At 69.7% G+C, this 23,244-nt stretch carries 22 protein-coding genes and 1 riboswitch; of the genes, 6 read left to right on the forward strand and 16 right to left on the reverse strand.

Going from position 1 to position 23,244, the window contains the following annotated elements; translation table 11 throughout:
• Positions 1 to 421: 421 nt before the first annotated feature.
• The 3 genes from OFY01_RS16890 to OFY01_RS16900 form a co-directional block, all read right to left on the reverse strand.
• Positions 422 to 1,453 (reverse strand): C40 family peptidase, encoded by a 1,032-nt coding sequence (locus OFY01_RS16890; protein WP_266600745.1) that lies wholly within the window; start codon positions 1,451 to 1,453, stop codon positions 422 to 424.
• A 312-nt stretch (positions 1,454 to 1,765) separates the two neighbouring features.
• Positions 1,766 to 3,127: an NYN domain-containing protein gene (locus tag OFY01_RS16895; protein ID WP_266600747.1), complete on the reverse strand. Its 1,362-nt coding sequence runs from the start codon at positions 3,125 to 3,127 to the stop codon at positions 1,766 to 1,768.
• Positions 3,128 to 3,161: 34 nt separating this feature from the next.
• Positions 3,162 to 3,401, reverse strand: a complete 240-nt coding sequence (locus tag OFY01_RS16900; RefSeq protein WP_266600749.1) for a hypothetical protein — start codon at positions 3,399 to 3,401, stop codon at positions 3,162 to 3,164.
• Between the two features lie 103 nt (positions 3,402 to 3,504).
• On the opposite strand from OFY01_RS16900, the gene OFY01_RS16905 reads away from it, so the two are divergent.
• The gene (locus OFY01_RS16905; protein ID WP_266600751.1) at positions 3,505 to 4,248 is read left to right on the forward strand and encodes a rhomboid family intramembrane serine protease; all 744 of its coding nucleotides are present in this window, start codon (positions 3,505 to 3,507) and stop codon (positions 4,246 to 4,248) included.
• The gene (locus OFY01_RS16910) at positions 4,245 to 4,523 is read left to right on the forward strand and encodes an Lrp/AsnC family transcriptional regulator (protein ID WP_266600753.1); all 279 of its coding nucleotides are present in this window, start codon (positions 4,245 to 4,247) and stop codon (positions 4,521 to 4,523) included. The genes OFY01_RS16905 and OFY01_RS16910 overlap by 4 nt, the downstream gene beginning before the upstream one ends.
• A gap of 25 nt (positions 4,524 to 4,548) precedes the next feature.
• On the opposite strand, the gene OFY01_RS16915 is transcribed toward OFY01_RS16910, so the two are convergent.
• From OFY01_RS16915 to ctaE, 6 genes are all read right to left on the reverse strand, one after another.
• Positions 4,549 to 5,940, reverse strand: coding sequence for an aminotransferase class V-fold PLP-dependent enzyme (locus tag OFY01_RS16915; protein ID WP_266600755.1), 1,392 nt, complete (start codon positions 5,938 to 5,940; stop codon positions 4,549 to 4,551).
• Between the two features lie 235 nt (positions 5,941 to 6,175).
• Positions 6,176 to 6,293: riboswitch (SAM riboswitch) on the reverse strand.
• A 92-nt stretch (positions 6,294 to 6,385) separates the two neighbouring features.
• Positions 6,386 to 7,453, reverse strand: a complete 1,068-nt coding sequence (gene trpD, locus OFY01_RS16920; RefSeq protein WP_266600757.1) for an anthranilate phosphoribosyltransferase — start codon at positions 7,451 to 7,453, stop codon at positions 6,386 to 6,388.
• Positions 7,454 to 7,616: 163 nt separating this feature from the next.
• Positions 7,617 to 9,269, reverse strand: coding sequence for a cytochrome bc1 complex cytochrome b subunit (gene qcrB, locus OFY01_RS16925; protein WP_266600759.1), 1,653 nt, complete (start codon positions 9,267 to 9,269; stop codon positions 7,617 to 7,619).
• Positions 9,266 to 10,333, reverse strand: coding sequence for a cytochrome bc1 complex Rieske iron-sulfur subunit (qcrA, locus tag OFY01_RS16930; protein WP_266600761.1), 1,068 nt, complete (start codon positions 10,331 to 10,333; stop codon positions 9,266 to 9,268). The genes qcrB and qcrA overlap by 4 nt, the downstream gene beginning before the upstream one ends.
• Positions 10,330 to 11,139: a cytochrome bc1 complex diheme cytochrome c subunit gene (gene qcrC, locus OFY01_RS16935; protein ID WP_266600762.1), complete on the reverse strand. Its 810-nt coding sequence runs from the start codon at positions 11,137 to 11,139 to the stop codon at positions 10,330 to 10,332. Before qcrC ends, qcrA begins: the two co-directional genes overlap by 4 nt.
• Before the next feature lie 81 nt (positions 11,140 to 11,220).
• The gene (gene ctaE, locus OFY01_RS16940) at positions 11,221 to 11,841 is read right to left on the reverse strand and encodes an aa3-type cytochrome oxidase subunit III (RefSeq protein ID WP_266600763.1); all 621 of its coding nucleotides are present in this window, start codon (positions 11,839 to 11,841) and stop codon (positions 11,221 to 11,223) included.
• A gap of 197 nt (positions 11,842 to 12,038) precedes the next feature.
• Between ctaE and OFY01_RS16945 the strand changes: the two genes are divergently transcribed.
• The gene (locus tag OFY01_RS16945) at positions 12,039 to 12,440 is read left to right on the forward strand and encodes a DNA-binding transcriptional response regulator (RefSeq protein WP_266600764.1); all 402 of its coding nucleotides are present in this window, start codon (positions 12,039 to 12,041) and stop codon (positions 12,438 to 12,440) included.
• 89 nt (positions 12,441 to 12,529) lie between these two features.
• Here OFY01_RS16945 and OFY01_RS16950 read toward each other — a convergent pair whose 3' ends face one another.
• The 4 genes from OFY01_RS16950 to ctaC form a co-directional block, all read right to left on the reverse strand.
• Positions 12,530 to 13,783: a L,D-transpeptidase gene (locus tag OFY01_RS16950; RefSeq protein WP_266600765.1), complete on the reverse strand. Its 1,254-nt coding sequence runs from the start codon at positions 13,781 to 13,783 to the stop codon at positions 12,530 to 12,532.
• Positions 13,784 to 13,932: 149 nt separating this feature from the next.
• Positions 13,933 to 14,331 (reverse strand): cytochrome c oxidase subunit 4, encoded by a 399-nt coding sequence (locus tag OFY01_RS16955; RefSeq protein WP_266600766.1) that lies wholly within the window; start codon positions 14,329 to 14,331, stop codon positions 13,933 to 13,935.
• The gene (gene ctaD / locus OFY01_RS16960; protein WP_266600768.1) at positions 14,328 to 16,076 is read right to left on the reverse strand and encodes an aa3-type cytochrome oxidase subunit I; all 1,749 of its coding nucleotides are present in this window, start codon (positions 16,074 to 16,076) and stop codon (positions 14,328 to 14,330) included. The genes OFY01_RS16955 and ctaD overlap by 4 nt, the downstream gene beginning before the upstream one ends.
• A complete protein-coding gene (ctaC, locus tag OFY01_RS16965) occupies positions 16,073 to 17,032 on the reverse strand; it encodes an aa3-type cytochrome oxidase subunit II (protein ID WP_266600770.1) in 960 nt (319 codons plus the stop codon). Before ctaC ends, ctaD begins: the two co-directional genes overlap by 4 nt.
• Positions 17,033 to 17,305: 273 nt before the next feature.
• On the opposite strand from ctaC, the gene OFY01_RS16970 reads away from it, so the two are divergent.
• Positions 17,306 to 18,685, forward strand: coding sequence for a cysteine desulfurase/sulfurtransferase TusA family protein (locus OFY01_RS16970; RefSeq protein ID WP_266600772.1), 1,380 nt, complete (start codon positions 17,306 to 17,308; stop codon positions 18,683 to 18,685).
• 146 nt (positions 18,686 to 18,831) lie between these two features.
• On the opposite strand, the gene OFY01_RS16975 is transcribed toward OFY01_RS16970, so the two are convergent.
• The gene (locus OFY01_RS16975) at positions 18,832 to 19,806 is read right to left on the reverse strand and encodes a carbohydrate kinase family protein (protein ID WP_266600774.1); all 975 of its coding nucleotides are present in this window, start codon (positions 19,804 to 19,806) and stop codon (positions 18,832 to 18,834) included.
• A gap of 182 nt (positions 19,807 to 19,988) precedes the next feature.
• Between OFY01_RS16975 and OFY01_RS16980 the strand changes: the two genes are divergently transcribed.
• On the forward strand, positions 19,989 to 20,210 hold the full coding sequence (locus OFY01_RS16980; protein WP_266600775.1) for a hypothetical protein: 222 nt from the start codon (positions 19,989 to 19,991) through the stop codon (positions 20,208 to 20,210).
• Between the two features lie 192 nt (positions 20,211 to 20,402).
• A complete protein-coding gene (locus OFY01_RS16985) occupies positions 20,403 to 21,893 on the forward strand; it encodes a hypothetical protein (protein ID WP_266600777.1) in 1,491 nt (496 codons plus the stop codon).
• A 127-nt stretch (positions 21,894 to 22,020) separates the two neighbouring features.
• Here the strand turns inward: OFY01_RS16985 and OFY01_RS16990 are convergent, their stop codons facing one another.
• The gene (locus OFY01_RS16990) at positions 22,021 to 22,377 is read right to left on the reverse strand and encodes an iron-sulfur cluster assembly accessory protein (RefSeq protein ID WP_028805207.1); all 357 of its coding nucleotides are present in this window, start codon (positions 22,375 to 22,377) and stop codon (positions 22,021 to 22,023) included.
• A 298-nt stretch (positions 22,378 to 22,675) separates the two neighbouring features.
• The gene (locus tag OFY01_RS16995; RefSeq protein ID WP_266600780.1) at positions 22,676 to 23,137 is read right to left on the reverse strand and encodes an SRPBCC family protein; all 462 of its coding nucleotides are present in this window, start codon (positions 23,135 to 23,137) and stop codon (positions 22,676 to 22,678) included.
• Positions 23,138 to 23,244: the final 107 nt, after the last annotated feature.

Raw genomic sequence — 23,244 nt, forward strand, 5'->3', positions numbered from 1 at the left:
TCGCGCTCTCGACGGGCAGCGGGAGCAGCGGTGCGACGAGCTGGCCGTACAGGTCGAGTCCCGCGCGCGCGGACGGCCGGGGCCGGGCCTGCCGGAGTGCGCGGTACGGCGATGGGACCCCACGGGTAGCCGCTCTCCTTTCCGCTGACGGACCCCCGTGATCGGGGGAATGGGCGCGACAGTAGCGGGGCGGTCGCCGCCCGGCCAACGACCGTCGAGCGGGCGCACCACCCGACGCCCCGCCTCTGACGCTGGTCTGACGCAGGTCATGAGCGGGGCGCGGGGTCAGCGGCGGGTGCCGGAATTCGCCCGAACGGGCGCGTTTCCCGGTGTCGTTGGTACGAGGATCTGACGAGGGTCCGACGGGGGGCGACGGGCGGCCGACGAGGAGGGACGGGAACGCGGCGGGGCGCCCGGCGGGTCAGACGCCGACGCGCACGCCGAACTGGAACGTGCCGACGGTGCTGATCGACTCGTAGCGCACGTACGCGCCGGGGTGCGGGGCGTGCAGGACCTGTCCGTTGCCCGCGTACAGGGCCACGTGCTGGGTGTTGTTGAAGAAGACCAGGTCGCCGGGCCTGAGCTGGCTCATGCCGATGTGCACACCGTCGTTGACCTGCGTGTACGTGGTCCGGGATATGTGGACGCCGGCCTGCGCGTACGACCACTGCGTGAGGCCGGAGCAGTCGTAGGAGTTGGGGCCGGTGGCGCCGGAGACGTACGGCTTGCCGATCTGGGTCTTGGCGGCGGCCAGCGCGGCGGCGGCCCGGCCGGAGGCGGCGGGCGTGTTGCCGAGGTCGACACGGCCCGCGGAGTCGCGGCTGGCGCGCTGCTCCTGCTCGGCCATCTTGCGCCGCTCGGCGGCCGTGAGGGTGTTGAGGAGCTTGCGCGCCTCGGCGAGCTTCTTCTGGACTTCCTGCTTCTTCTTGCCGAGTTCGGTGCGGGTGTCGGCGAGGTCCTTGAGCTTCTCGGTGGCCTCGGCCCGCTCCTGGGCGATCTCGCGCTGCTTGAGCTGGACCTTCTTGAGGGTCTGCAGCTGCTGGGCGCTGAGCGAGTCGAGGGTGGACGCCTTGTCGAGGTAGCTGTCCGGGTCGGAGGAGAGGAAGAGCTGGACCGAGGGGTCGATACCGCCCGAGCGGTACTGCTCGCTGGCGAGCGAACCGAGGCCCGTGCGGAGTTTGTTGAGCTCCTCCTGGCTGCGGGCGACCTTGTCCTGGAGCTCGCTGATCTCCTTCTGGAGCTTCTGCTGCTTCTCCTTGGCGCCGTCGTAGGCGTTGGTGGCCTTCTCCGACTCCTCGTAGAGCTTGTCGACCTTGGCCTTGACGTCGCTCTTGCTCGGCTTGGGAGCGGCGGTGGCGGCCTGCGAGGTGAGTGCGACGGCCGCGGCGGCGGTCGCGGTGAGCACGGTCACACGCGCGCGGCTCGGCTGCTTGGGTCGACGGTGGGACGCCACGAAGGCGGCTCCTTCTTCCTCCAGCCGCCTACCGAACGCCGGTCGGCGGTGCCCCTTCACCGCCACTCACCCCATGTGAGTGATCACCCGAGCGAAGGTTCGAGGCGACCCTAGTGACCTTCTTGTGATCAGTTCAAATCCCGGCGGGGAAAATCTCTGTCACCCAGCGCATTCTTTGCACACAACTCACGTGCAGTGATGTTCGTTTGACGCTACGTTGCGTGAACGTCACGCCAATTCGGGCATATGACACACCTGTTGCGGATGCGACGTAGTCACATCAGAGAGGTACGGACGGAACCAACCGCGCGATCAACCGCGCGAGAGCCGCTTCAGGAGCATCACCGAGGCGACCGGGCGCGCACCGGCCTTCGCCACGCCGTCGGCGACCTCCCGGTCCGTCGAGACGACGATCACCGGCCGGCCGGGCGGCTCGGCGCGCACCATCTGCCGGATCAGCTCGTCGGCGGTGACGCCGGGCTTGGAGAACAGCACCCGCACCCCGCGCGGCGGTGCGAGCAGCACCGGGGCCGCCAGCTCGGCCCCGTCGAAGACGCACGTCACCTCGGCGCCGGTCTGCGCGGCGAGCTGCGAGAGCGAGCCGAGCAGCCGCAGCCGCTGCTTCTCCAACGGCATGGTCGGATAGCCGGTCTTGGTGACGTTGTAGCCGTCGACGACGAGGTGGGCCTGCGGCAGCGCGAGCAACTGGTCGAGGATGGCCGGATCGTGCTCGTGCAGGGCGCGCGCCGCGATGTCCTTCGGGCTCATCCGGCCCGGCTCCACGGCGTCCACCGTGTCGGCGGGCCGCGTCGACACGGGCGGCAGCGCCAGCTCTCTGCGCAGCCCCTGAGCGGCGTCCAGCACGGTGTCGAGCAGCAGCCGCACCCGCATGTCCTCGACGCTGCGGCCCTCGCGGGCCGCCCTGCGTGACGCCTCCAGGGCGGCTTCCGCCTCCCCGAGCCGCGCCTTGAGGCGCCGCGTCTCGCTCTCGGCGGCGGAGACCTGTGCCTGCGTCTCGGCGCGTACGGCGTCGGTCTCCGCGGCGGCCTTGCGGGCGGCCGCCTCGCCGCGCTTGACGTCGCTCAGCGCGGCGCGCAGCTTGCGGCGCACCGACTCGGTCTCGCGTCTGGCCGCGTCCAGCTCGGCGCGCAACCGTTCCGTCTCGGCCTTCGCCTGTTCCCGCGCCTCGGTGAGCCGGGCACGCAGCCGCTCCAGCTCGGCGCGGGTCTCCTGGTCGACCCGCTCGGCGTGCGCCCGCTCGGCCTCCTCGCCCGCGGCCGCGACGAGCTTCACCCAGTCCGGGGGCCGCAGCACGTACGCGGCGGCGGCCACGTCCAGCGGGTCGGCGGCGGGCGGCGGCGCGCCGGACTCGAGCGCCTCGGCCAGCTCGGGATGGGACTCCTTGAACCGCTCGCCGATGCGCTGCCGGAAGAGCGGGTCGCTCTCCACGGTCGCCGCCATCGCGTTCCCGGCGAACTTGAGCCGACGCGTCGGAGTGAACCGGGCATACTGCCGCAAAGGCGCCGGAAGTTCACCTGCCGTCAGACCGCCGAAGCCGTCCGAGACGATCTGCACGACCCGTCGCCGTACGCCCTCGGGCAACGGCCGGTCGAGCACCTCGGCGTCGGCGGCCCGCTCAGCGTTCTCGGCCTCCCCGCCCGTGCTCTCCACCATCCGTCACCCCAAAGTCGCTGTGGGGCCCGCTCCCTCAGGAGTCGGTGCCCGGCCTGTCCACCAGTTCCACCTGGTCCACCGCGTTGCACCAACGGCAGCGCACCGATTCGATGGTCTCACTGACCACCTCGCGCTCCTCGACCTTCGGCTCACCGGCCAGGTCGAGATGCACGTACTCGACGACCTTCGACGAACGGGTCACGTCGAACCGCGTGAGATTGCCGCACAGCGTGCAGCGCCAGCGAGTGGTGGCGGTCGGCAGGGGAACCGTCATCGGGAGGTCGCCTCTTCTTCCGTGTGATGTGCTCCGTGTAATGCCCCGTACCCTACGGCCTGCCGCGCCCCGCCCGCTCCCCGCGGTACGTCATGCTCTGTCCATGATCGGTAACGGGTGGGCCAGGACGGCCAGGGCGACCGCATTCCTCAGGGAGCGCCAGGCCCCGGTCACGTACTCCATCATCGCCCTGTGCTGCGTGGTCTTCATCCTCTCCCCCGCCTCGGGGTTCAACCCCTCCTACGGCACCGGGGCCCGGCTGCTCACCGCGCAGACGCTGTACTTCGAACACTGGGGCGTGGTCCCCGCCGACCTGTTCGCCGGCTCACCGCGAGCGGCCCTCACCCCGCTCACCGCCCTGTTCGTGCACGGCAGCTGGCTGCACCTGCTCGGCAACATGCTCTTCCTCTACGTCTTCGGGATCATGGCCGAGAGCCGTATGGGACGCCTCCAGTACGCCCTCTTCTACCTCGTCAGCGGCTATGTGGCGCTGTTCGGTTACGCGGTGGCGCACGCGGGCTCCCAGCAGGCACTGGTCGGGGCGTCGGGGGCGATCTCGGCGGTGCTCGGTGCCTTTCTCTACCTGTTCCCGCAGGCCCGCGTGACCAGTCTCTTCCCGTTCCTGTTGTTCCTGCCGCTGCGGTTTCCCGCGTGGGTGGTGCTGCCGTTCTGGGTGGCGTTGCAGTGGGCGGCCGCCGGGCAGGGCTCGCAGGGGCCCGCCGTGGCGTACCTGGCGCATCTGGTGGGGTTCTCGATCGGGTTCCTCTACGCGTGGGTGCGGTTCAGGAGCCGGGCTACAGTTGAGGCGACCCGACCCACGGCCACCGAGGGAGACAGCCAGCCGTGATCACCGCGATCGTGCTCATCAAGACCAGCGTGGACCGGATCCCCGAGATCGCCGAGTCGATCGCGGCGCTCGACAACGTGAGCGAAGTCTTCTCCGTGACCGGGACGTACGACTTGATCGCCATGGTGCGGGTGGGGCGGCACGACGACCTCGCCGACGTCATCCCGGGGAAGATCAGCAAGATTCCCGGGGTCGAGGCCACGGACACGCACGTCGCGTTCCGCACCTACTCTCAGCACGACCTGGAGGCCGCGTTCTCCATCGGGCTGGAGTGACCTCGCGGCCCCGCGCCCCTCTTTTTCAGGCCACCGGTACGCAGCGGCCCTCCCGCGTGCGGTAGGTCCACTTGGCGCCGTCGCGGACGAGTTCCGCCACCGCCGCGACAAAGCGCTCCACATGCTCGTCCGGTGTGCCCGCGCCGAAGCTGACACGGATGGCGTTCAGGGACTTCTCGCCCGACGCGGCCTCCGGCGCCCCGCACGCGCCCTGTGCCTGCGGGTCGGAGCCGAGCAGCGTGCGCACCAGCGGGTGGGCGCAGAAAAGGCCGTCGCGCACCCCGATCCCGTACTCGGCCGAGAGCGCGGCGGCGAAGTGCGAGGAGTTCCAGCCCTCGACGACGAAGGAGAGGACGCCCACGCGCGGCGCGTCGTCGCCGAACAGCGAGAGCACCTTCACCTCGGGCACCTGGGCGAGCCCGGCCCTGACCGTGTCGATCAGGTGCCGCTCGCGGGCGACGAGCCGGTCGAAGCCCGCCTCCGTGAGCGCCTTGCAGGCGGACGCGATGGAGTACGCGCCGATGACGTTCGGGGAGCCGGCCTCGTGCCGGGCCGCTGTCTCGTGCCACTCGACGTCCACTCCGCCGTCGGCCCGCCGGGCCACCTTGCGCGAGGCGCCGCCGCCCGCGAGGTACGGCTCGGCAGCGGTGAGCCAGTCGGCGCGCCCGGCGAGGACGCCCGAGCCGAACGGCGCGTACAGCTTGTGCCCGGAGAAGGCGACCCAGTCGACGTCCCACTCCTGTACGGAGACGGGGTGGTGGGGCGCGAGCTGGGCGGCGTCGAGCACGATGCGGGCACCGTGCGCGTGCGCGGCCGCCGCGAGCTCGCGCACCGGCCAGAGCTCACCGGTGACGTTGGAGGCACCGGTGACGCAGACCAGGGCGGGGCCGTGCGGGTCTCGGTCGGCGAGCGCCCGCTCCAGCGTCTGTACCGCCTCCTCGGGGGTGCGCGGCGCGTTCAGGCAGGTCACCCGCGCCTCGCGCCAGGGCAGCAGGGAGGCGTGGTGCTCGGTCTCGAAGACGAAGACCTGGCAGTCGGCGGGAAGGGCCGCGGCGAGCAGGTTCAGCGAGTCGGTGGTGGAGCGGGTGAAGACGACCTGGTCGTCGGAGCGGCAGCCGAGGAACTCGGCGACCGTCCCACGGGAGTTCTCGAAGAGGTCGGTGGAGAGCTGGGAGAGGTATCCGGCGCCGCGGTGCACGCTGCCGTAGTACGGCGCGTAGGCGGCGACGTCGTCCCACACCCGCTGCAACGCGGGCGCGCTGGCGGCGTAGTCGAGGGCCGCGTACGTCACTTCGCCCCCGGTGACGAGCGGAACGGTGACGTCCCGGCCGAGCACCGGCAGCGGGGCGGCGCAGGCGGGGTCGGCGGCAGTAGCGGTGGCGGTGGCGGTGGCGGTGGCGGCAGGGTGTGCGGACATGGCGGTATCTCCCAGCGCTACAAGGCGAATCGGCTGTACGACCCCGCGCGGGCAGCACCGATCGGCCGCACACGTACGGGGATGAGACCTCGACGCGCGGCACGAACAGCCGGGTGAACAGGGCTGAGCCACGCGGAGGGTGATGGAGCTGGAGAAGGGGCCGAAGCCCTAGCGCATTCGCTTGCTCACGAGAAAAGCTCCCTCGATGACCAGGACCCCTGGTTCATACGCGAGGGGTCCGCGCTTGCCGCACGCCTTGCTGCGTACGACCTGGTCTTCACCCGGGGCACCCCGCCACGGACGGAGGGTTGCCGGACAGCGGGCCGGGGCCTGGATCGCTGTCACTCATGACCTTGGGGAGCATCCTGCCATACGTCCGGGATGCGGCAAGGGGTTGGTCCACATCGTGGACCAACCCCGCCGCCCGACTTGTTCCGTCGCGCCGTCACGGCAGGTTGCTGGCCGCCACCCACCGGTCGAGCGCCGCCTTCGCCGCGCCGGAGTCGATCGCCTCGGCCGCCCGGTCCATGCCCGCCCGGATCTGTTCGGCGAGCGTCCCGGTGCCGGGCCTGACGGCGACGAGCGCGGCCGCCGCGTTGAGCAGCACCGCGTCGCGCACGGGGCCCCGCTCCCCGTCGAGCAGGCGCCGGGCCACCTCCGCGTTGTACGAGGCGTCGGCGCCGCGCAGGGCGTCCACGGGGACCAGGTCGAGGCCGACGTCGCGCGGGTCGAACGCCTCCTCGCGCACCTGCCCGTCGCGGACGACCCAGACGCGGGAGGTGGCCGTGGTCGTCAGCTCGTCGAGGCCGTCGTCGCCGCGGAAGACCAGCGAGGAGTGGCCGCGCTCGGCGAAGACGCCCGCGACGATCGGTGCCATGCGCGGGTCGGCGACGCCGACGGCCTGGGCGCGTACCCGGGCCGGGTTGGTCAACGGGCCCAGGAAGTTGAAGACGGTGCGGATGCCCAACTGGCCGCGGGCCGCGCCGACGTGCCGCAGCGCCGGGTGGAACTTCACGGCGAAGCAGAAGGTGATGCCCGCCTCCTGGGCCACCTCGGCGACACGCCCCGGCGTCAGGTCCAGGTTGACGCCGAGCTTCTCCAGGACGTCCGAGGAACCGGAGGCCGACGAGGCGGCCCGGTTGCCGTGCTTGACGACCTTGGCTCCGGTGCCGGCCACCACGATCGCCGACATGGTGGAGATGTTGACCGTCTTGGCGCCGTCGCCGCCGGTACCGACGATGTCGACCGTCTCGCCCGGCACGTCGATCACATGGGCGTGCTCGTACATGGTCCGTACGCAGCCGACGATCTCCTCCACCGTCTCGCCCTTGGCGCGCAGCGCCACCGCGAACCCGGCGATCTGCGCGTCGGTCGCCTCGCCGCGCATGATCCGGTCCATCGCCCACGCCGTGTCGTCCGCGGTGAGGTCACGGCCGTCGAGCAGCCGGTTGAGGACCGCGGGCCAGGAACGGCCCGCCGCGGTGTCGCCTCCAGCGGGGTGCAAAGCGCTCATGGCCGCTCCTGAGTGGTGTCTGCGGTCTTCCGGTCGTGATCCGGAAGAGGAGTCCAGCTTATCGAGGTGGCCAGACGGCAAAGAGCCCCCGTCCAGTGCCTGGACGAGGGCTCCTGCCGTGGCGGAACAGCGACTACTGCGAATCAGGGTGCGCAGTCAGAGATCAGTGGTGGCCGTGGCCGCTGGTGATCTCCTTGTACTCCTCGACGGTCGGCTTGGGGATCTGGTTGTTCTCCCCGTAGTAGCCCTTCGAGAGCCTGGCCCGCAGCTTCTGCGACCGCGTGGCCTTGCGCTCGACACCGTTCTCGTCGACCAGCGGGCCGATCTCGACCGGGGTGTACTGCTCGTGCGCGGTGAGCGTGTGCAGCGCCTCCTGGTCGAGCGGCTCGTGGACCTCGATGAACTCACCGTGCGGCAGGCGCTTGATGGTGCCGGACTCGCGCCCGTGCAGCACCTTGTCCTTGTCGCGGCGCTGGAGGCCGAGACAGATCCGCTTCGTGGCGATGAACACCAGGACCGGCACGACGAAGAAGCCGACGCGCACGAACCAGGTGATCGCGTTGATCGACAGGTGGAAGTGCGTGGCCCACAGGTCGTTGCCGCCGCCGACGAGCAGAACGAAGTACCAGGAGATCCACGCGGCACCGAACGCGGTACGGGTCGGGGCGTTGCGCGGACGGTCCAGGATGTGGTGCTCGCGCTTGTCGCCGGTGACCCAGGACTCGATGAACGGGTACACCGCGATGGCGACCAGGACCAGCGGGAAGATGACCAGCGGGATGAACACGCCCAGGACGAGCGTATGGCCCGCGACGTTGATCTCCCAGCCCGGCATCGTACGGATCAGGCCCTCGGAGAAGCCCATGTACCAGTCGGGCTGAGCACCGGTCGACACCTGGTCGGGACGGTACGGACCCATGGCCCAGATCGGGTTGATCGAGGCGATGGCCGCGACGACCGCGATGACACCGAAGACCAGGAAGAAGAAGCCTCCGGCCTTGGCCATGTAGACCGGCAGCAGCGGCATGCCGACGACGTTGTTGTTCGTCTTGCCGGGGCCCGCGAACTGCGTGTGCTTGTGGTAGACGACCAGGATCAGGTGGCCGACCACGAGACCGAGCATGATGCCCGGCAGCAGCAGGACGTGGATCGAGTAGAAGCGGGCCACGAAGTCGCCGCCCGGGAACTGCCCGCCGAAGAGGAAGAACGACAGGTACGTGCCGACGACCGGCACGGACAGGATCGCGCCCTCCATGAAGCGGACACCAGTGCCGGAGAGCAGGTCGTCCGGGAGCGAGTAGCCGGTGAAGCCGGTGAACATGCCCAGGACGAACAGCAGGAAGCCGAACAGCCAGTTGACCTCACGCGGCTTGCGGAACGCGCCGGTGAAGAACACGCGCATCATGTGCACGAACATGCCGGCGAGGAAGACCAGCGCCGCCCAGTGGTGGATCTGGCGGATCAGCAGGCCGCCGCGCACATCGAAGGAGATGTGCATCGTCGAGTTGAAGGCCTCCGACATCCGCTGTCCCTGGAGCGGGACATACGGGCCGTGGTAGGTGACCTCGTTCATCGACGGGTGGAAGAACAGCGTCAGATACACACCCGTGAGGATGATGATGATGAAGCTGTAGAGGCAGACCTCGCCCAGCATGAAGGACCAGTGGTCCGGGAAGATCTTGCGCATGTTGGTCTTGGCGAGGGAGTAGATCCCCAGCCGACCGTCAGCCCAGTCGGCGATGCGCTCGCCGGCCGGGGCCGTCCCGCGGGAAGGCGCGTCGTTCGACACCTTCGTCGCATTGGTCGTAGTACTCATCCGCGCTCCCAGAAAGCAGGACCGACGGGCTCGTCGAAGTCACTCAGCGCCTCGAGGTAGCCCTCGGAGTTGACGCCGATGTGCAGCTGCGGCAGAGCGTGACCGGCCGGGCCGAAGATCACCCGCGCGCCGTCGGAGAGGTCGAAGGTGGACTGGTGGCAGGGGCACAGAACGTGGTGCGTCTGCTGCTCGTACAGGGAGATCGGGCAACCGACGTGGGTGCAGATCTTCGAGTACGCGACGATGCCCTCGTGCGACCACGCGAGTTCGCGCTTGTCCTTGATGTTTTCCGGCGCGATGCGGACCAGCATCAGGGCCGCCTTGGCCATGACCGTCTGGAAGTCCTCGGCGTCCTCCGACAGGCCCTCGGGCTTGGCGAAGGTGAGCGAGCCGACCGCGATGTCCGAGGGACGCAGCGGCAGGTTCGTGTTCATGTTGACGAGCTTGAGGCCCTTCTTCCAGGCCGTGTGCCGCAGCTTGGTACCGGGCGCCGGGCCCAGACCGCCGAGCAGGAAGACGCCGGAGAGCGGCACCAGGGCCAGCGCGCCGAACATCGTGTTGCGGATCAGCTTGCGGCGGCCGAGCTGCGACTCGCGCGCACCGTCCGCGAAGTCGGACAGGACCTGGGCCTTGGTCTCGGGCTCGGCCTCGATCGGGTGACGATCCTGCGCCACCTCGACGTCCGACATCAGGGTGCGGGCCCAGTGGACCGCGCCCGCGCCGATGCAGAACAGCGCCACGCCCAGGGTCAGGCCCAGCGTGAAGTTCATCGCGCTGATGTGCCCGATCGGGAAGACGTAGATGCTCTTGTCGACGGGGATGGCGAGGTACGCCGCGATGAAGCCGATCGTGGCGAGCATCGAGATCGTGAACAGCATGGCCACGACACGCTCGGACCGCTTGGCGGCCCGCTCGTCGATGTCCTGGATGCGGTGCTCGTGCTCGGGCAGCCCCGGGTCGGCGAAGGGGTTGTCGTGCTCACCCTTCACCGCGACCGCGCCGTGCGCTTCGTCGGTGGCCTGCTCTGCGGGCAGGTTCTCTTCTGGAATGTCTTGGCTACTCATGACTTCTTGGCCTTTGCGGTCCGAGCGGCGACCCACACGGCGACGGCGACCAGCGCGCCGAGACCGAAGATCCAGGCGAACAGACCCTCGCTGACCGGGCCGAGCCCGCCGAGCTTCAGGCCGCCGGGGCTCTCGGTCTTGTCGCCGTTGACCGTCTTCAGGTACGCGACGATGTCCTTCTTGTTCTGCTTGGTCATCGTCGTGTCGGGGAACGACGGCATGTTCTGCGGGCCGGTCTGCATGGCCTCGTAGATGTGCTTGGGCGAGACCTCGCCGAGGTTCGGCGCGAACTTGCCGTGCGTCAGGGCGCCGCCCTCACCGGTGAAGTTGTGGCACTGGGCGCAGTTGGTGCGGAACAGCTCGCCACCCTTGGCGATGTTCGCGCCGTCCGGGCTGTAGTCCTTCTTCGTCGGCGCGACCGGACCGGCACCCAGCGAGGCGATGTACGCCGCGAGCTGGTCGATCTCGGCCTGCGAGTAGATGGCCCGCTTGCGCGGCATCTGAGCGCCCTGCTGCTGGGCCGGCATACGGCCGGTGCCCACCTGGAAGTCGACGGCGGCGGAGCCGACGCCCACCAGGCTGGGGCCGTCGGTGGTGCCCTGACCGCCGGTTCCGTGGCAGCTGGCGCAGCCGACGGAGTAGAGCTTCTTGCCCTCGGTGATGGCAAGGGACTGGGCGGTGTCGTCGGCCTGCGCCTTGCTCGCGGGCGCGAACGCGGCGTACAGCCCCCCGGTGGCCGCCAGCGCGAGGAGTAGGACGACGACCGCCGCCAGCGGATGGCGTCGTCGTGCGGAGAGCTTTTTCACGGATTACCCCGGTGTCAGGATCTTCTGCGTCGGTGCTTCTGGAATGTGTCGGGTCGTGCGCCCGATGCTGCGGTCTTCGAACTACTTGATCAGGTAGATCGTGGCGAAGAGGCCGATCCACACGACGTCGACGAAGTGCCAGTAGTAGGACACGACGATGGCGGCGGTCGCCTGGTGGTGGGTGAACCTCTTGGCCGCGTACGTCCTGCCCAGGACGAACAGGAAGGCGATGAGGCCACCTGTCACGTGCATGCCGTGGAAGCCGGTGGTCAGGTAGAAGACCGATCCGTACGGGTCGGAGGAGAGCGAGAGCCCGTCCTTCTTGACCAGATCGGTGTACTCGAAGATCTGACCGCCGATGAAGATCGCACCCATGACGAACGTGACGATGAACCACGCCCGGAGCTTCTTCACGTCACCGCGCTCGGCGGCGAACACACCCATCTGGCAGGTGAGTGAGGAGAGCACCAGGATCGTGGTGTTGGTCGCGGAGAACGGAATGTTGAGATGGCCTGCCATCTCCTTCCAGTGATCCGGACCTGTCACCGATCGCAGGGTGAAGTACATCGCGAAGAGGGCCGCGAAGAACATCAGCTCGGAACTCAGCCAGATGATGGTTCCGACGCTGGTGAGGTTCGGCCGGTTGACCGACGGGTGCGCGTGCCCGGTTTCTACTGTCGTTGCTGTCGCCACGACCGACATTATGTCGGTCGCTTATCTCGCCCTCACTCCGGGGGGTGCCGTTCGGAGTGTCAGGGGGGTCTGTCCAGCCCATATGGCCCATCACGCGCCCGCGCGAACCGGTGTTGACGGCGTGTCGGGAGGAGTAGGCTCCCCGGCACACTGCTTGACGCAGCGACGCCGAACGACGCCAACGACGCCGATGTCTCGGAGGAACGATGCCCTCGACCGCGACGGTTCTGGTCTACAGCGACGACTCGAACACCCGTGAGCAGGTCCGCCTGGCGACCGGCCGCAGGCCCGCGTCGGACGTCCCCGAGGTCCGGTTCGTCGAGTGCGCCACCCCTCAAGCCGTGCTCAAGGAGCTGGACAGGGGCGGTATCGACGTCTGCGTCCTGGACGGCGAGGCGGTGCCGGAGGGCGGCATGGGGGTGTGCCGCCAGATCAAGGACGAGATCTTCCGCTGCCCGCCGGTGCTGCTGCTCATGGGCCGCCCGCAGGACGCCTGGCTGGCCACCTGGAGCCGCGCCGAGGCCGCGGTGACGCTGCCGATCGACCCGGCCGAGTTCGCCGACGCGCTGGCCGCCCTGCTGCGCTCACAGCTCTCCGTGGACGCCTGAGAGGCCCGCCCGGCACGCGGCTCCCGTACGCCGGGCGCGTACGGGAGCCGGGTGCGTACGGGAGCCGGGTGCGGCGCTCCCGGCGGGGTTCAGACCTCGGGGGCCAGACGGGCGCGCAGGGCCGGGTCCGGCGTCTTGGCGTCGGCCAGGGCGCTGCCGGCCGACCACTTCTTCCAGCCGAGGTTCCAGTCGCCGAACCCGTTGCCGAACGGGTCCATCTCCTCGCCGTTGCTGTTGACGACCTTGACGATGTCGCCCTCGCGGACGGTGTCGAAGAACCAGGAGGCGTTGTCGGTGCTCATGCCGACACAGCCGTGGCTGACGTTGGCGTACCCCTGCTCGCCGGTCGACCAGGGCGCCGCGTGCACGTACTCGCCGCTCCAGGTGACGCGGGCCGCGTAGTACACCGGCAGGTCGTACGAGTCGGACGAGCCGGCGGCGATGCCGATACTGCTGCTCTTCATCCTCACGTAGTACTGCTTGCCCAGGATCACCTTGATGCCGTTACGGGTCTCGTAGCCCGGTTTGCCGGTGGTGACCGGGATCTCGTTGATCTCCTTGCCGTTGCGGTAGACGGTCATCTGGTGCGCGCCGGCGTCGGTGACCGCGACGATCCGGTCACCGGTGGAGATGGTCAGCGGCTTGGCGGCGGCCCCCCAGAGGCGGTCGCCGACCTTGATGCCCTCCAGGTTGCTGTGCACGGTGATCGTGGCGTGTGCGGGCCAGTACTCCTTGGGGCGGTAGTGCAGCGTCTTGCTGTCCACCCAGTACCAGGAGCCGCCGTCCGCGGCGGGCTGGGACCGCACCTTCAGGGCGCGCTCGACGACGGCCCGCTGCTTCTTGTCCTTGATCGGCTTGTTGAGCTTGGCGGTGATGGGCTCGCCGACGCCGTACGTGCCGTGCTTGGGGCCGAAGGTGACCTTGAGGAGTTTCTCCTTGCCCGCCTTGCCCGTGTCGAAGTCGAGGGTCTTGCGGCCGGGCGCCCCGTCCTCGTCCTCCGTGCTCACCCGGACCGTGTAATGGGTCTGTGCGGCGAGCGGGACAGTGCTGTGCCACCGGCGGCCGTCGGCGGAGAGTTCGCCCGCCACGTAGCGGCCTATCGCGTCGGTGGCGGTCACGTCGGTGATCCGCGCCTCGTCACCCTTTGTAGTGATTTCCAGAGGTGTGTCGGGGTCGGCCTTGGTGCTGCCCTTGGGACCGTTGAAGGAGATCTGGCTCGCCGCGTCGTACGGCTTGGCGGAGAGCGGATGGCCGGAGCTGCCGCAGGCCGTGGCGCTCGCACCGAGTGCGGCCACCAGCACGGTGCAGCCAAGGACCGTACGGATTCGCGGTGAGTGGTTCATGGACTCACCGTAAGAAGCATCGCGCGGCGTGGCGCGGTGAGTGGGCCGCACGGGCTACAGGGAACTGCGCCGGACACGCCGAAGGGCCCGGGCACTCCTGACGGAGCGTCCGGGCCCTTCGGCGTGCGGCAGTTCAGAACCTTCGGAACCTACTGGGTCCGGTTCTCACCGCGGTAGTACTCGAAGACCCAGCCCCACAGGGCCACCAGGATGATGGGCGCCGAGAAGTACAGCAGCCACCAGCCCATCGCGACGGCCAGGAAGGCCAGCGCGCCACCGACGCCCAGGGCGAGCGGCTGCCAGGAGTGCGGGCTGAAGAAGCCCACCTCACCGGCGTCGTCCGCGACGTCGGCCTCCTTGTCGTCCATGGCGCCCGCGTCGACTCGCCGGGCCGTGAAGGCCAGGTAGTAGCCGATCATGACGCACAGGCCGAAGGCCAGGAAGAGCGCCGTGGTACCGGCCGGCTCCTTCGACCATGCGCCGTAGACGGCGGCCATGATCAGGATGAAGAGGCTCAGCCAGATGAACATCTTGCCTTGGACCTTCACTTGCCGGCCTCCTTGCCACCAGCGAGAGCCTTGTCACCGTGGCCGGAGTGACCCAACTGCTCAAGGGCCACGATCTCCGGGTGGTGCAGGTCGAACGCCGGGGATTCGGAGCGGATCCGCGGCAGGGTGAGGAAGTTGTGGCGCGGCGGCGGGCAGGACGTCGCCCACTCGAGCGAACGGCCGTAGCCCCACGGGTCGTCGACCTCGACCTTCTTGCCGTACTTGGCGGTCTTCCAGACGTTGTAGAGGAACGGCAGGATCGACAGGCCGAGCAGGAACGAGGAGATCGACGAGATCGTGTTCAGCGTGGTGAAGCCGTCGGCGGCCAGGTAGTCCGCGTAGCGGCGCGGCATGCCCTCGACACCCAGCCAGTGCTGGACGAGGAACGTGCCGTGGAAGCCGACGAACAGCGTCCAGAAGGTGATCTTGCCGAGGCGCTCGTCGAGCATCTTGCCGGTGAACTTCGGCCACCAGAAGTGGAATCCGGAGAACATGGCGAAGACGACCGTACCGAACACCACGTAGTGGAAGTGGGCCACCACGAAGTACGAGTCCGACACGTGGAAGTCGAGCGGCGGGGCCGCCAGGATGACACCGGTCAGACCACCGAAGGTGAAGGTGATCAGGAAGCCGATCGCCCAGAGCATCGGTGTCTCGAAGGACAGCGAGCCCTTCCACATCGTTCCGATCCAGTTGAAGAACTTCACGCCGGTCGGTACGGCGATGAGGAACGTCATGAAGGAGAAGAACGGGAGCAGCACGCCGCCGGTGACGTACATGTGGTGCGCCCACACGGTCACGGACAGACCGGCGATCGCGATGGTCGCGCCGATGAGGCCGGAGTAGCCGAACATCGGCTTGCGCGAGAACACCGGGATCACTTCGGAGATGATTCCGAAGAACGGTAGAGCGATGATGTACACCTCTGGATGGCCGAAGAACCAGAAGAGGTGTTGCCAGAGCAAGGCTCCGCCGTTGGTCGCGTCGAAGACATGGGCACCGAACTTGCGGTCCGCCTCCAGGGCGAACAGCGCGGCGGCCAGGACCGGGAAGGCCAGCAGGACCAGGACACCGGTCAGCAGGACGTTCCAGACGAAGATCGGCATACGGAACATCGTCATGCCCGGAGCGCGCATGCAGATGATCGTGGTGATGAAGTTGACCGAGCCGAGGATCGTACCGAAACCGGAGAGGGCCAGACCCATGATCCACATGTCGGCGCCGACACCCGGCGAGCGGACCGCGTCCGACAGCGGGGAGTAGGCGAACCAGCCGAAGTCGGCCGCGCCCTGCGGGGTGAGGAAGCCACCGACGGCGATCAGCGAGCCGAACAGGTACAGCCAGTAGGCGAACATGTTCAGCCGCGGGAACGCCACGTCAGGGGCGCCGATCTGCAGCGGCATGATCCAGTTCGTGAAGCCCGCGAACAGCGGCGTCGCGAACATCAGCAGCATGATCGTGCCGTGCATCGTGAACGCCTGGTTGAACTGCTCGCTCGACATGATCTGCAGGCCGGGCCGGGCGAGTTCGGCGCGCATGAAGAGCGCCATGACGCCGCCGACGCAGAAGAACGCGAACGACGTGACCAGGTACAACGTGCCGATCGTCTTGTGGTCGGTCGTCGTCAGCCACTTGATCGCGGCGCTGCCCGGACGCTTGGGCCGTACCGGCAGCTCGTTCTCGTACGCCTCTTCTGGCGAGGCGCCTGCTGCCGCGGCACCCTGAGGTTCGTTGAGGATGCTCACGTTGTCTTCGTCTCCCGGTTCGCTTCGTGCCCCGTCTGCGCGATGCCGGACGGGATGTAACCGGTCTGCCCCTTCTTGGCGAGGTCCTTGAGGTGCTGCTCGTAACGCTGCGGGGAGACGACCTTCACGTTGAACAGCATGCGCGAGTGGTCGACGCCGCAGAGCTCGGCGCACTTTCCGAGGAAGGTGCCCTCCTTGTTGGGGGTCACCTCGAAGGCATTGGCGTGGCCCGGGACGACGTCCATCTTCTCCAGGAACGGCACCACCCAGAAGTCGTGGATGACGTCGCGCGAGGTCAGGACGAAGCGGACCTTCTCACCCTTGGGGAGCCAGAGGGTCGGGCCGGGGTTGTGGGTCTGCGGGTTCTTCGTGGCCGGCGTGCCGACCGTGTAGACACCGCCGGCGTTGGCCGGGAAGTCCTTCTTGAAGCGCTCGGGGATGGTCGAGAGCTCCTTGGCGGTCTTCGCGTCACCCTTGACGCCCGGCACGTTCTCCACGTAGTTGAAGCCCCAGCTCCACTGGAAGGCCACGACGTTGATGGTGTGCGCGGGCTTGTCGTTCAGCTTGAGCAGCTTCGACTCGTCGCGAGCGGTGAAGTAGAAGAGAACCGAGACCACGATGAGCGGAACCACCGTGTACAGGGCCTCGAGCGGCATGTTGTACCGGGTCTGGGTGGGGACCTCGATCTTGGTGCGGCTGCGCCGGTGGAAGATGACACTCCACAGGATCAGCCCCCAGACAAGCACGCCCGTGGCGAGCGCTGCCGCCCACGAGCCCTGCCAGAGGGAGAGGATCCGCGGACCCTCCTCCGTGACCGGAGTGGGCATACCAAGACGAGGGAAGTCCTTGTATGTGCAACCGGTAGCGGTTACCAGGATCAGGCCCGCAGTCAGCACCTGCGGCAGCTTCCGCCGCATCGGGCGCCGCGACGAGCGGTCGGAGCCGTTGGGACTCACGTAGCGCCTTCCCGAGAGTCTCGCCCGCGCTGGTTGGCTACGGCCGTCTCGCTGGTCGCTCGCCGCCCTTGCACACGGGCAGGGGTTTGGATGTTTATGCGGACCAAACCCTACTGGACGCTATTTAGGGTCGCGCGGGGAGGGTGCCTAACGCGCCGCGGGTCACTCCGAAGGGTGGGACGAGCGTGTCTTTTCGGGTTTCTGACGGGGGGTCGGGGGCGGGGTGCCGCGCCCCGCCGCACCTGATCGCCGCGGGGGCTCTAGCGTTACGGCGTGTCGTACTTCGATGTGGCCTCGTCCGCGCCCTTGCATCCCGTTGCCCGGCAGGCCCTGCGGGCCTCGCTCGACGAGGGGTGGGCCGATCCGAGCCGGCTCTACCGGGAGGGGCGGCGGGCACGGATGCTGCTGGACGCCGCCCGGGAGGCGGCCGCCGAGGCCGTGGGGTGCCGGGCGGACGAGCTGGTCTTCACCGCGTCCGGCACGGCGGCCGTGCACGCGGGCGTCGCGGGCGCGCTGGCCGGGCGGCGGCGGACCGGACGTCACCTGATCGTGTCGGCGGTGGAACACTCCGCCGTCCTGCACGCGGGGCAGGCCCACGAGCGGGACGGGGGCACGGTGACCGAGGTGGGCGTGGGACGCGGGGGCGCCGTCGACCCGGACGCCTACGCCGACGCGCTGCGCCCCGACACCGCGCTCGCGTGCCTGCAGTCCGCCAACCACGAGGTGGGCACGGTGCAGCCGGTCGCCGAGGTGGCCCGGGCGTGCCGGGAGGCAGGGGTGCCGCTCCTCGTGGACGCGGCGCAGTCGCTCGCCTGGGGGCCGGTGGAGGGCGATTGGTCACTCATTGCCGGAAGTGCCCACAAATGGGGCGGTCCGGCGGGCGTCGGGATCCTCGCCGTACGCAAAGGGGTGCGGTTCGCGCCTCAAGGACCGCTCGACGAGCGGGAGTCGGGCCGCGCACCCGGTTTCGAGAACATTCCGGGCATCGTGGCGGCGGCCGCGGCGCTGCGCGCGGTGCGGGCCGAGGCGGCCGGGCAGGCGGCACGGCTGCGGGAGTTGACCGACCGGATCCGGACGCGGGTGCCCGAACTCGTCCCGGACGTGGAGGTCGTCGGGGATCCGGTGCGACGGCTGCCGCACCTGGTGACGTTCTCGTGTCTGTACGTCGACGGGGAGAGCGTGCTGCACGGCCTGGACCGGGCCGGTTTCTCCGTTTCCTCGGGCTCGTCCTGCACCAGCAGCACGCTGACGCCCAGCCACGTGCTGCGCGCGATGGGCGTGGTGAGCGAGGGGAACGTCCGGGTGTCGCTGCCGCTGGGCACGGCCGAGGAGGAGGTGGAGCGGTTCCTGGACGTGCTGCCCGGGGTCGTACGGGACGTACGGGAGAAACTGGGCGCGCCGGCCGGTCCCACGGAGGGCGCCGCGGAGTCGGTCACCGTGGATGCCATGGGCCTGACGTGCCCGCAGCCGGTGATCGAACTGGGCAAGGCGATCGGGAAGGTGCGGGTGGGCGGCACGGTTCATGTCGACGCCGACGACGAGGTCGCCGCCGTCGACATTCCCGCGTGGTGCCACACGCAGGGGCAGGAGTACGTGGAGGCGGTCGCGCGGCCCGGGGGCGGCGCGAGGTATACGGTACGGCGGCTCGTCTAAGGACACCGGGCCGTATCGATGTGCGGCTCCGCCGCGCGCGGGCGCGAGCAACCCGCGAACAACCCCAGACGCGTCCGCGTGGTGCAGGAGCGGACGGGTCCGCGGCTTTCGTCGTGGCTGGTCACGCGGTTCCCCGCGCCCTCAGGTCACCCGAGGTACGCCTCGACCTCCGTCGCGGCGGCGTCGCCGTACGCCTTGCGGAACCGGTCCATGAACGGCGCCCGGCGCAGCTCGTACTCCTGCGTGCCCACGGTCTCGATGACCAGCGTGGCGAGCATGCAACCGACCTGTGCCGCCCGCTCCAGCGAGACGCCCCAGGCCAGGCCCGAGAGGAAGCCCGCGCGGAACGCGTCGCCGACGCCCGTCGGGTCGGCCTTGGCGTTCTCCTCCGGGACGCCGACCTCGACCGGGTCCTCGCCGGAGCGCTCGATGCGGACGCCGCGCGAGCCGAGCGTGGTGACCCGGTGGCCGACCTTGGCGAGGATCTCGGCGTCGGTCCAGCCGGTCTTGGACTCGATGAGGCCCTTCTCGTACTCGTTGGAGAAGAGGTACGTGGCGCCGTCGAGCAGGAGGCGGATCTCCTCGCCGTTCATGCGCGCGATCTGCTGCGAGAAGTCCGCGGCGAAGGGGATCGCGCGCGAACGGCACTCCTCGGTGTGGCGCAGCATCGCCTCGGGGTCGTCAGCGCCGATGAGGACCAGGTCGAGACCGCCGACCCGGTCGGCGACGGTCTTGAGCTCGATGAGGCGGGCCTCGCTCATGGCACCGGTGTAGAAGGAGCCGATCTGGTTGTGCTCGGCGTCGGTGGTGCACACGAAGCGGGCCGTGTGCAGCGTCTCGGAGATGCGGACCGACGCGGTGTCGACGCCGTGGCGGTCGAGCCACGCGCGGTACTCGTCGAAGTCGAAGCCCGCCGAGCCGACGAGGATCGGCGCGGTGCCGAGCTGTCCCATGCCGAAGGCGATGTTGGCGCCGACCCCGCCCCGGCGCACGTCGAGGTTGTCGACGAGGAAGGAGAGGGAGACTGTGTGCAGCTGGTCGGCGACCAACTGGTCGGCGAAGCGGCCGGGGAAGGTCATCAGGTGGTCGGTGGCGATGGATCCTGTGACTGCGATTCGCACGGCGTGAGCACGCTTCCTGAAGAAGTAGGAGGGGCGCGCGAAGCGCCCGTTGCAAGGGTGGTGGTGGGAGACGGGAGGGCTTGACAGTTCACGCTACCCGGTCCACCCCCCTGCCCTGTAGTGCGGAAACTACCCGATAGTAGGTCTTTTTTCGCCGCGCGCACCGTGCTTACTGTGCGTACATGACCTACGACGTGTCCTTCATGACCAGGGACGGGCTCGCCGCGCTGCGCGGCGACTGCGCCCGGATGGTGCCGCACTGGGTGACGCCGCGGGCGCACTGGGAGGTGGAGGCCAAGGTTCCGGCCGCCGTGTCCGGCCCGCTGTCGGCGCGGATCCACGGCGTGGTGGTGCCGGTCTCGGCGGCCCGCCTGATCGACTCGACGGCCGCGTTCGGCGACTGAGTTCGCCGGCCGAGTTGGCCGGCTGAGTTGGCCGGCTGAGTTCGGCGGCTGAGTTCGGCGGCTGAGTTCGGCAGCCGGGCGCGCGGGAGGGAACCGTGCGCTCGCCCGTCACGTCCCATGGCTGTCCCCGGTGGCTGTACCTCATCGGGGGGATGCCGGATACGACGACGTGGCAGGCGAAGGAGCGATGCGGTGAGCACCGAGCAGGAGAAGCCGGACCGGCAGCGGCGGCGGCGCGCCCCGGCGATCGCCATGGTCACGGCGGCCGTTCTCGTCGCCGGTGGCGGCGGCGCCTACCTGGCGGCGACGGCGTTCGGCGACAGCGGACCGGTCCACGCGGGCCCGGAGCGTGCGCCCGCTCCCCCGCCGCTCGCCCTGGACGGTTACTCGGCCGGTGGCGGCCCCGGTGCCGCCACCGGCATCGCGCCGGGCGAGCCCGACCCGAGCGGCACCCGGTACCGGGCCACCGGCGACCTGCCGGACGGTCCCGGCAAGGCGGCCGTCTACCGGGCCGAGGGCACGGTGAGCGCGGCGGACGTGGCCCGGCTCGGCGGGGCGCTCGGGCTCGGCGGTACGCCGAGGCTGGAGGGCGGCGCGTGGATTCTCGGCCCGGCGAAGGCCGGATCCGGTCCGTCCCTGCGGGTGAACCGGGCCGCGCCCGGCACCTGGATGTTCACGCAGGCGCCCTGCTCCGGCGGCCCGAAGTGCCACGGCGTGGGCAGCGGCAGCGCGGGCGACGCGGTGAGCGCGGCCGTGGCCGAGAAGGCGGCGGCGCCGGTCCTCAAGGCGCTCGGCCAGGACGACGCGAAGCTCGACGCCGAGCAGGTGATGGGCGCGACCCGCGTGGTGAACGCCGACCCGGAGGTGGGCGGTCTGCCGACGTACGGCTGGACGACCGGTGTCCAGGTCGGTCCGGGCGGCCGGGTGATCGGCGGCAGCGGCACGTTGAAGGCTCCGGTCAAGGGCGCCACGTATCCCGTGATCAGCGCGGAGCGGACGCTCGCCCTGATGAACCGTGCGGCCAAGCGGTCCGCCTCGGGCGGCGGCGCGGCCTGTGCGACCTCGGCGCCGCTGGGCGAGCGGGACAGGCCGGACGCTGTGACGGCCGGCGGCGCGTGCGGGCCGCCGTCGCCGCCGCGGCCGCCCGCGAGCGTGACGGCCACGGTGACCAAGGCCACGTTCGGCCTCGCGGCGCGGTACGTGGACGGGGGGCGGGCCCTGGTGCCGTCCTGGCTGTTCCAGGTGGCGCCCGCGGGGAGCGGCGGCAACGACGGGCGCGGTGCGAGGACCACCGTGACGCATACCGCGGTCGACCCGGCGTATCTCGTGGCGCCCGGCAGCGGTTCGGCGTCCGCGAGCCCGGCGCCGTCGGGTGGCGGCGGTACGGTCACGCGCGATGTGAGGATCGAGGGGTATGACGTGGACGCGTCCGGGCGCGCGCTGACGCTGCACTTCACCGGGGGCGTGTGCCAGAAGTACACCGCTTCGGCGAGCGAGGGGCCGAAGCGGGTGACGGTACGCGTCACCGAGAGGTCGAAGAAGGGCACCATCTGCGAGGCGCTGGCGAAGTTCCACACGCTGCGGGTGTCGCTCCACTCACCCCTTGACGGGCGGAAGGTCGTCGGGACGGACGGCCACGCGGTGCCGCCGGCCACGATGAATCACCCCGGGGGCGTTTCGTGAGCCACGCCGCTCGTCGCACGGCACACAGCGCATGACGCATGACGAGGACGCGTGTGCCCGGTCCTCGCCGGACCGGCACACGCGTCCTCGTCTTCTGCGCCTTCTTGGTCTCTCCGGCCGACGACGGTCAGCTGAACGAGTCGCCGCAGGCGCAGGAGCCCGTCGCGTTCGGGTTGTCGATCGTGAAGCCCTGCTTCTCGATCGTGTCGACGAAGTCGATCGACGCGCCGCCCAGGTACGGGGCCGACATGCGGTCCGTGACGACCTTGACGCCGCCGAAGTCCTTGACGACATCGCCGTCCAGCGAGCGCTCGTCGAAGAAGAGCTGGTAGCGCAGGCCCGAGCAGCCACCCGGCTGAACGGCCACACGCAGGGCCAGGTCGTCCCGGCCTTCCTGGTCGAGCAGGGCCTTGACCTTCGCCGCGGCGGCGTCGCTCAGGATGATGCCGTCGCTGACGGTGGTGGTCTCGTCCGATACGGACATCTACATCTCTCCCGGGTTGTACGGAGACTGCTTGCCGACCATTGCAACCGGCGCCACCGCGGATTCATTCCGGGCCGGACAGTCGCGTTGTCGCGTTTCTTGCTTCCCTTCTCATGCTCGCACACCGGCCGGGCGCGTGGCACGGAGCTGTGGACGGCCGCGCGGCACCCCGCGCTCGGCACGGCGCGGTCGCTTCTCGGGCACCGCGCGATGCTTCATCGCCCACGCCGACGTGTCACCTGTCCCGGCGGCCACGGTGAGCCCTGGATACCGCCCGGCCGTCCAGAAGTGACGCGCGTCAGCCCTTCTGGCAGCCCAGGGCGTCGGCGAGGTAGGCGTTGCGGGTGCTGATGAGCCGCCGCATGTACCGGTCCAGGACGGTTCGGTCGACGACACGTCCGAGAAGTCCGAACGGCGACGCGAAGTCGATGACGTCCTTCATGACGGTGCCACCGGCGCCGTCCGGCTCGAAGTGATGAGCGTGACGCCATCGCCCGAAGGGGCCGGCGTCCTGCTCGTCCACGAAGTACCCGGGCGAGTCGTACGCGGTGATCCGGGAGGTGAGCCGCCATGTCAGACCGAAGTGGCGGGCCTGCCAGGTCACGGTGTCACCGAGCGAAAGCACACCTCGGGTCCGGCCCCCGACCACCCGCTCCGACGACTTGGCCATCGACCGCGAGTGCACCTCCACGTCGAGACTTGTCTCGAACACCCGCTCAGGGGGCGCGGCGATGACTGTCACGATCTCGAAGTACGGCACCGGGCCATCCTAGAAGCGCGGGGCGGGCGGTTCCGTTCGAGGGCGCGCTTGACCGCCGGCGGCCGCGACCCTCGGGGTGACCAGGCGGCGGACCCCCAGAGACGGCC

This window comes from Streptomyces beihaiensis (assembly GCF_026274175.1).
Classification (GTDB): Bacteria; Actinomycetota; Actinomycetes; order Streptomycetales; family Streptomycetaceae; genus Streptomyces; species Streptomyces beihaiensis.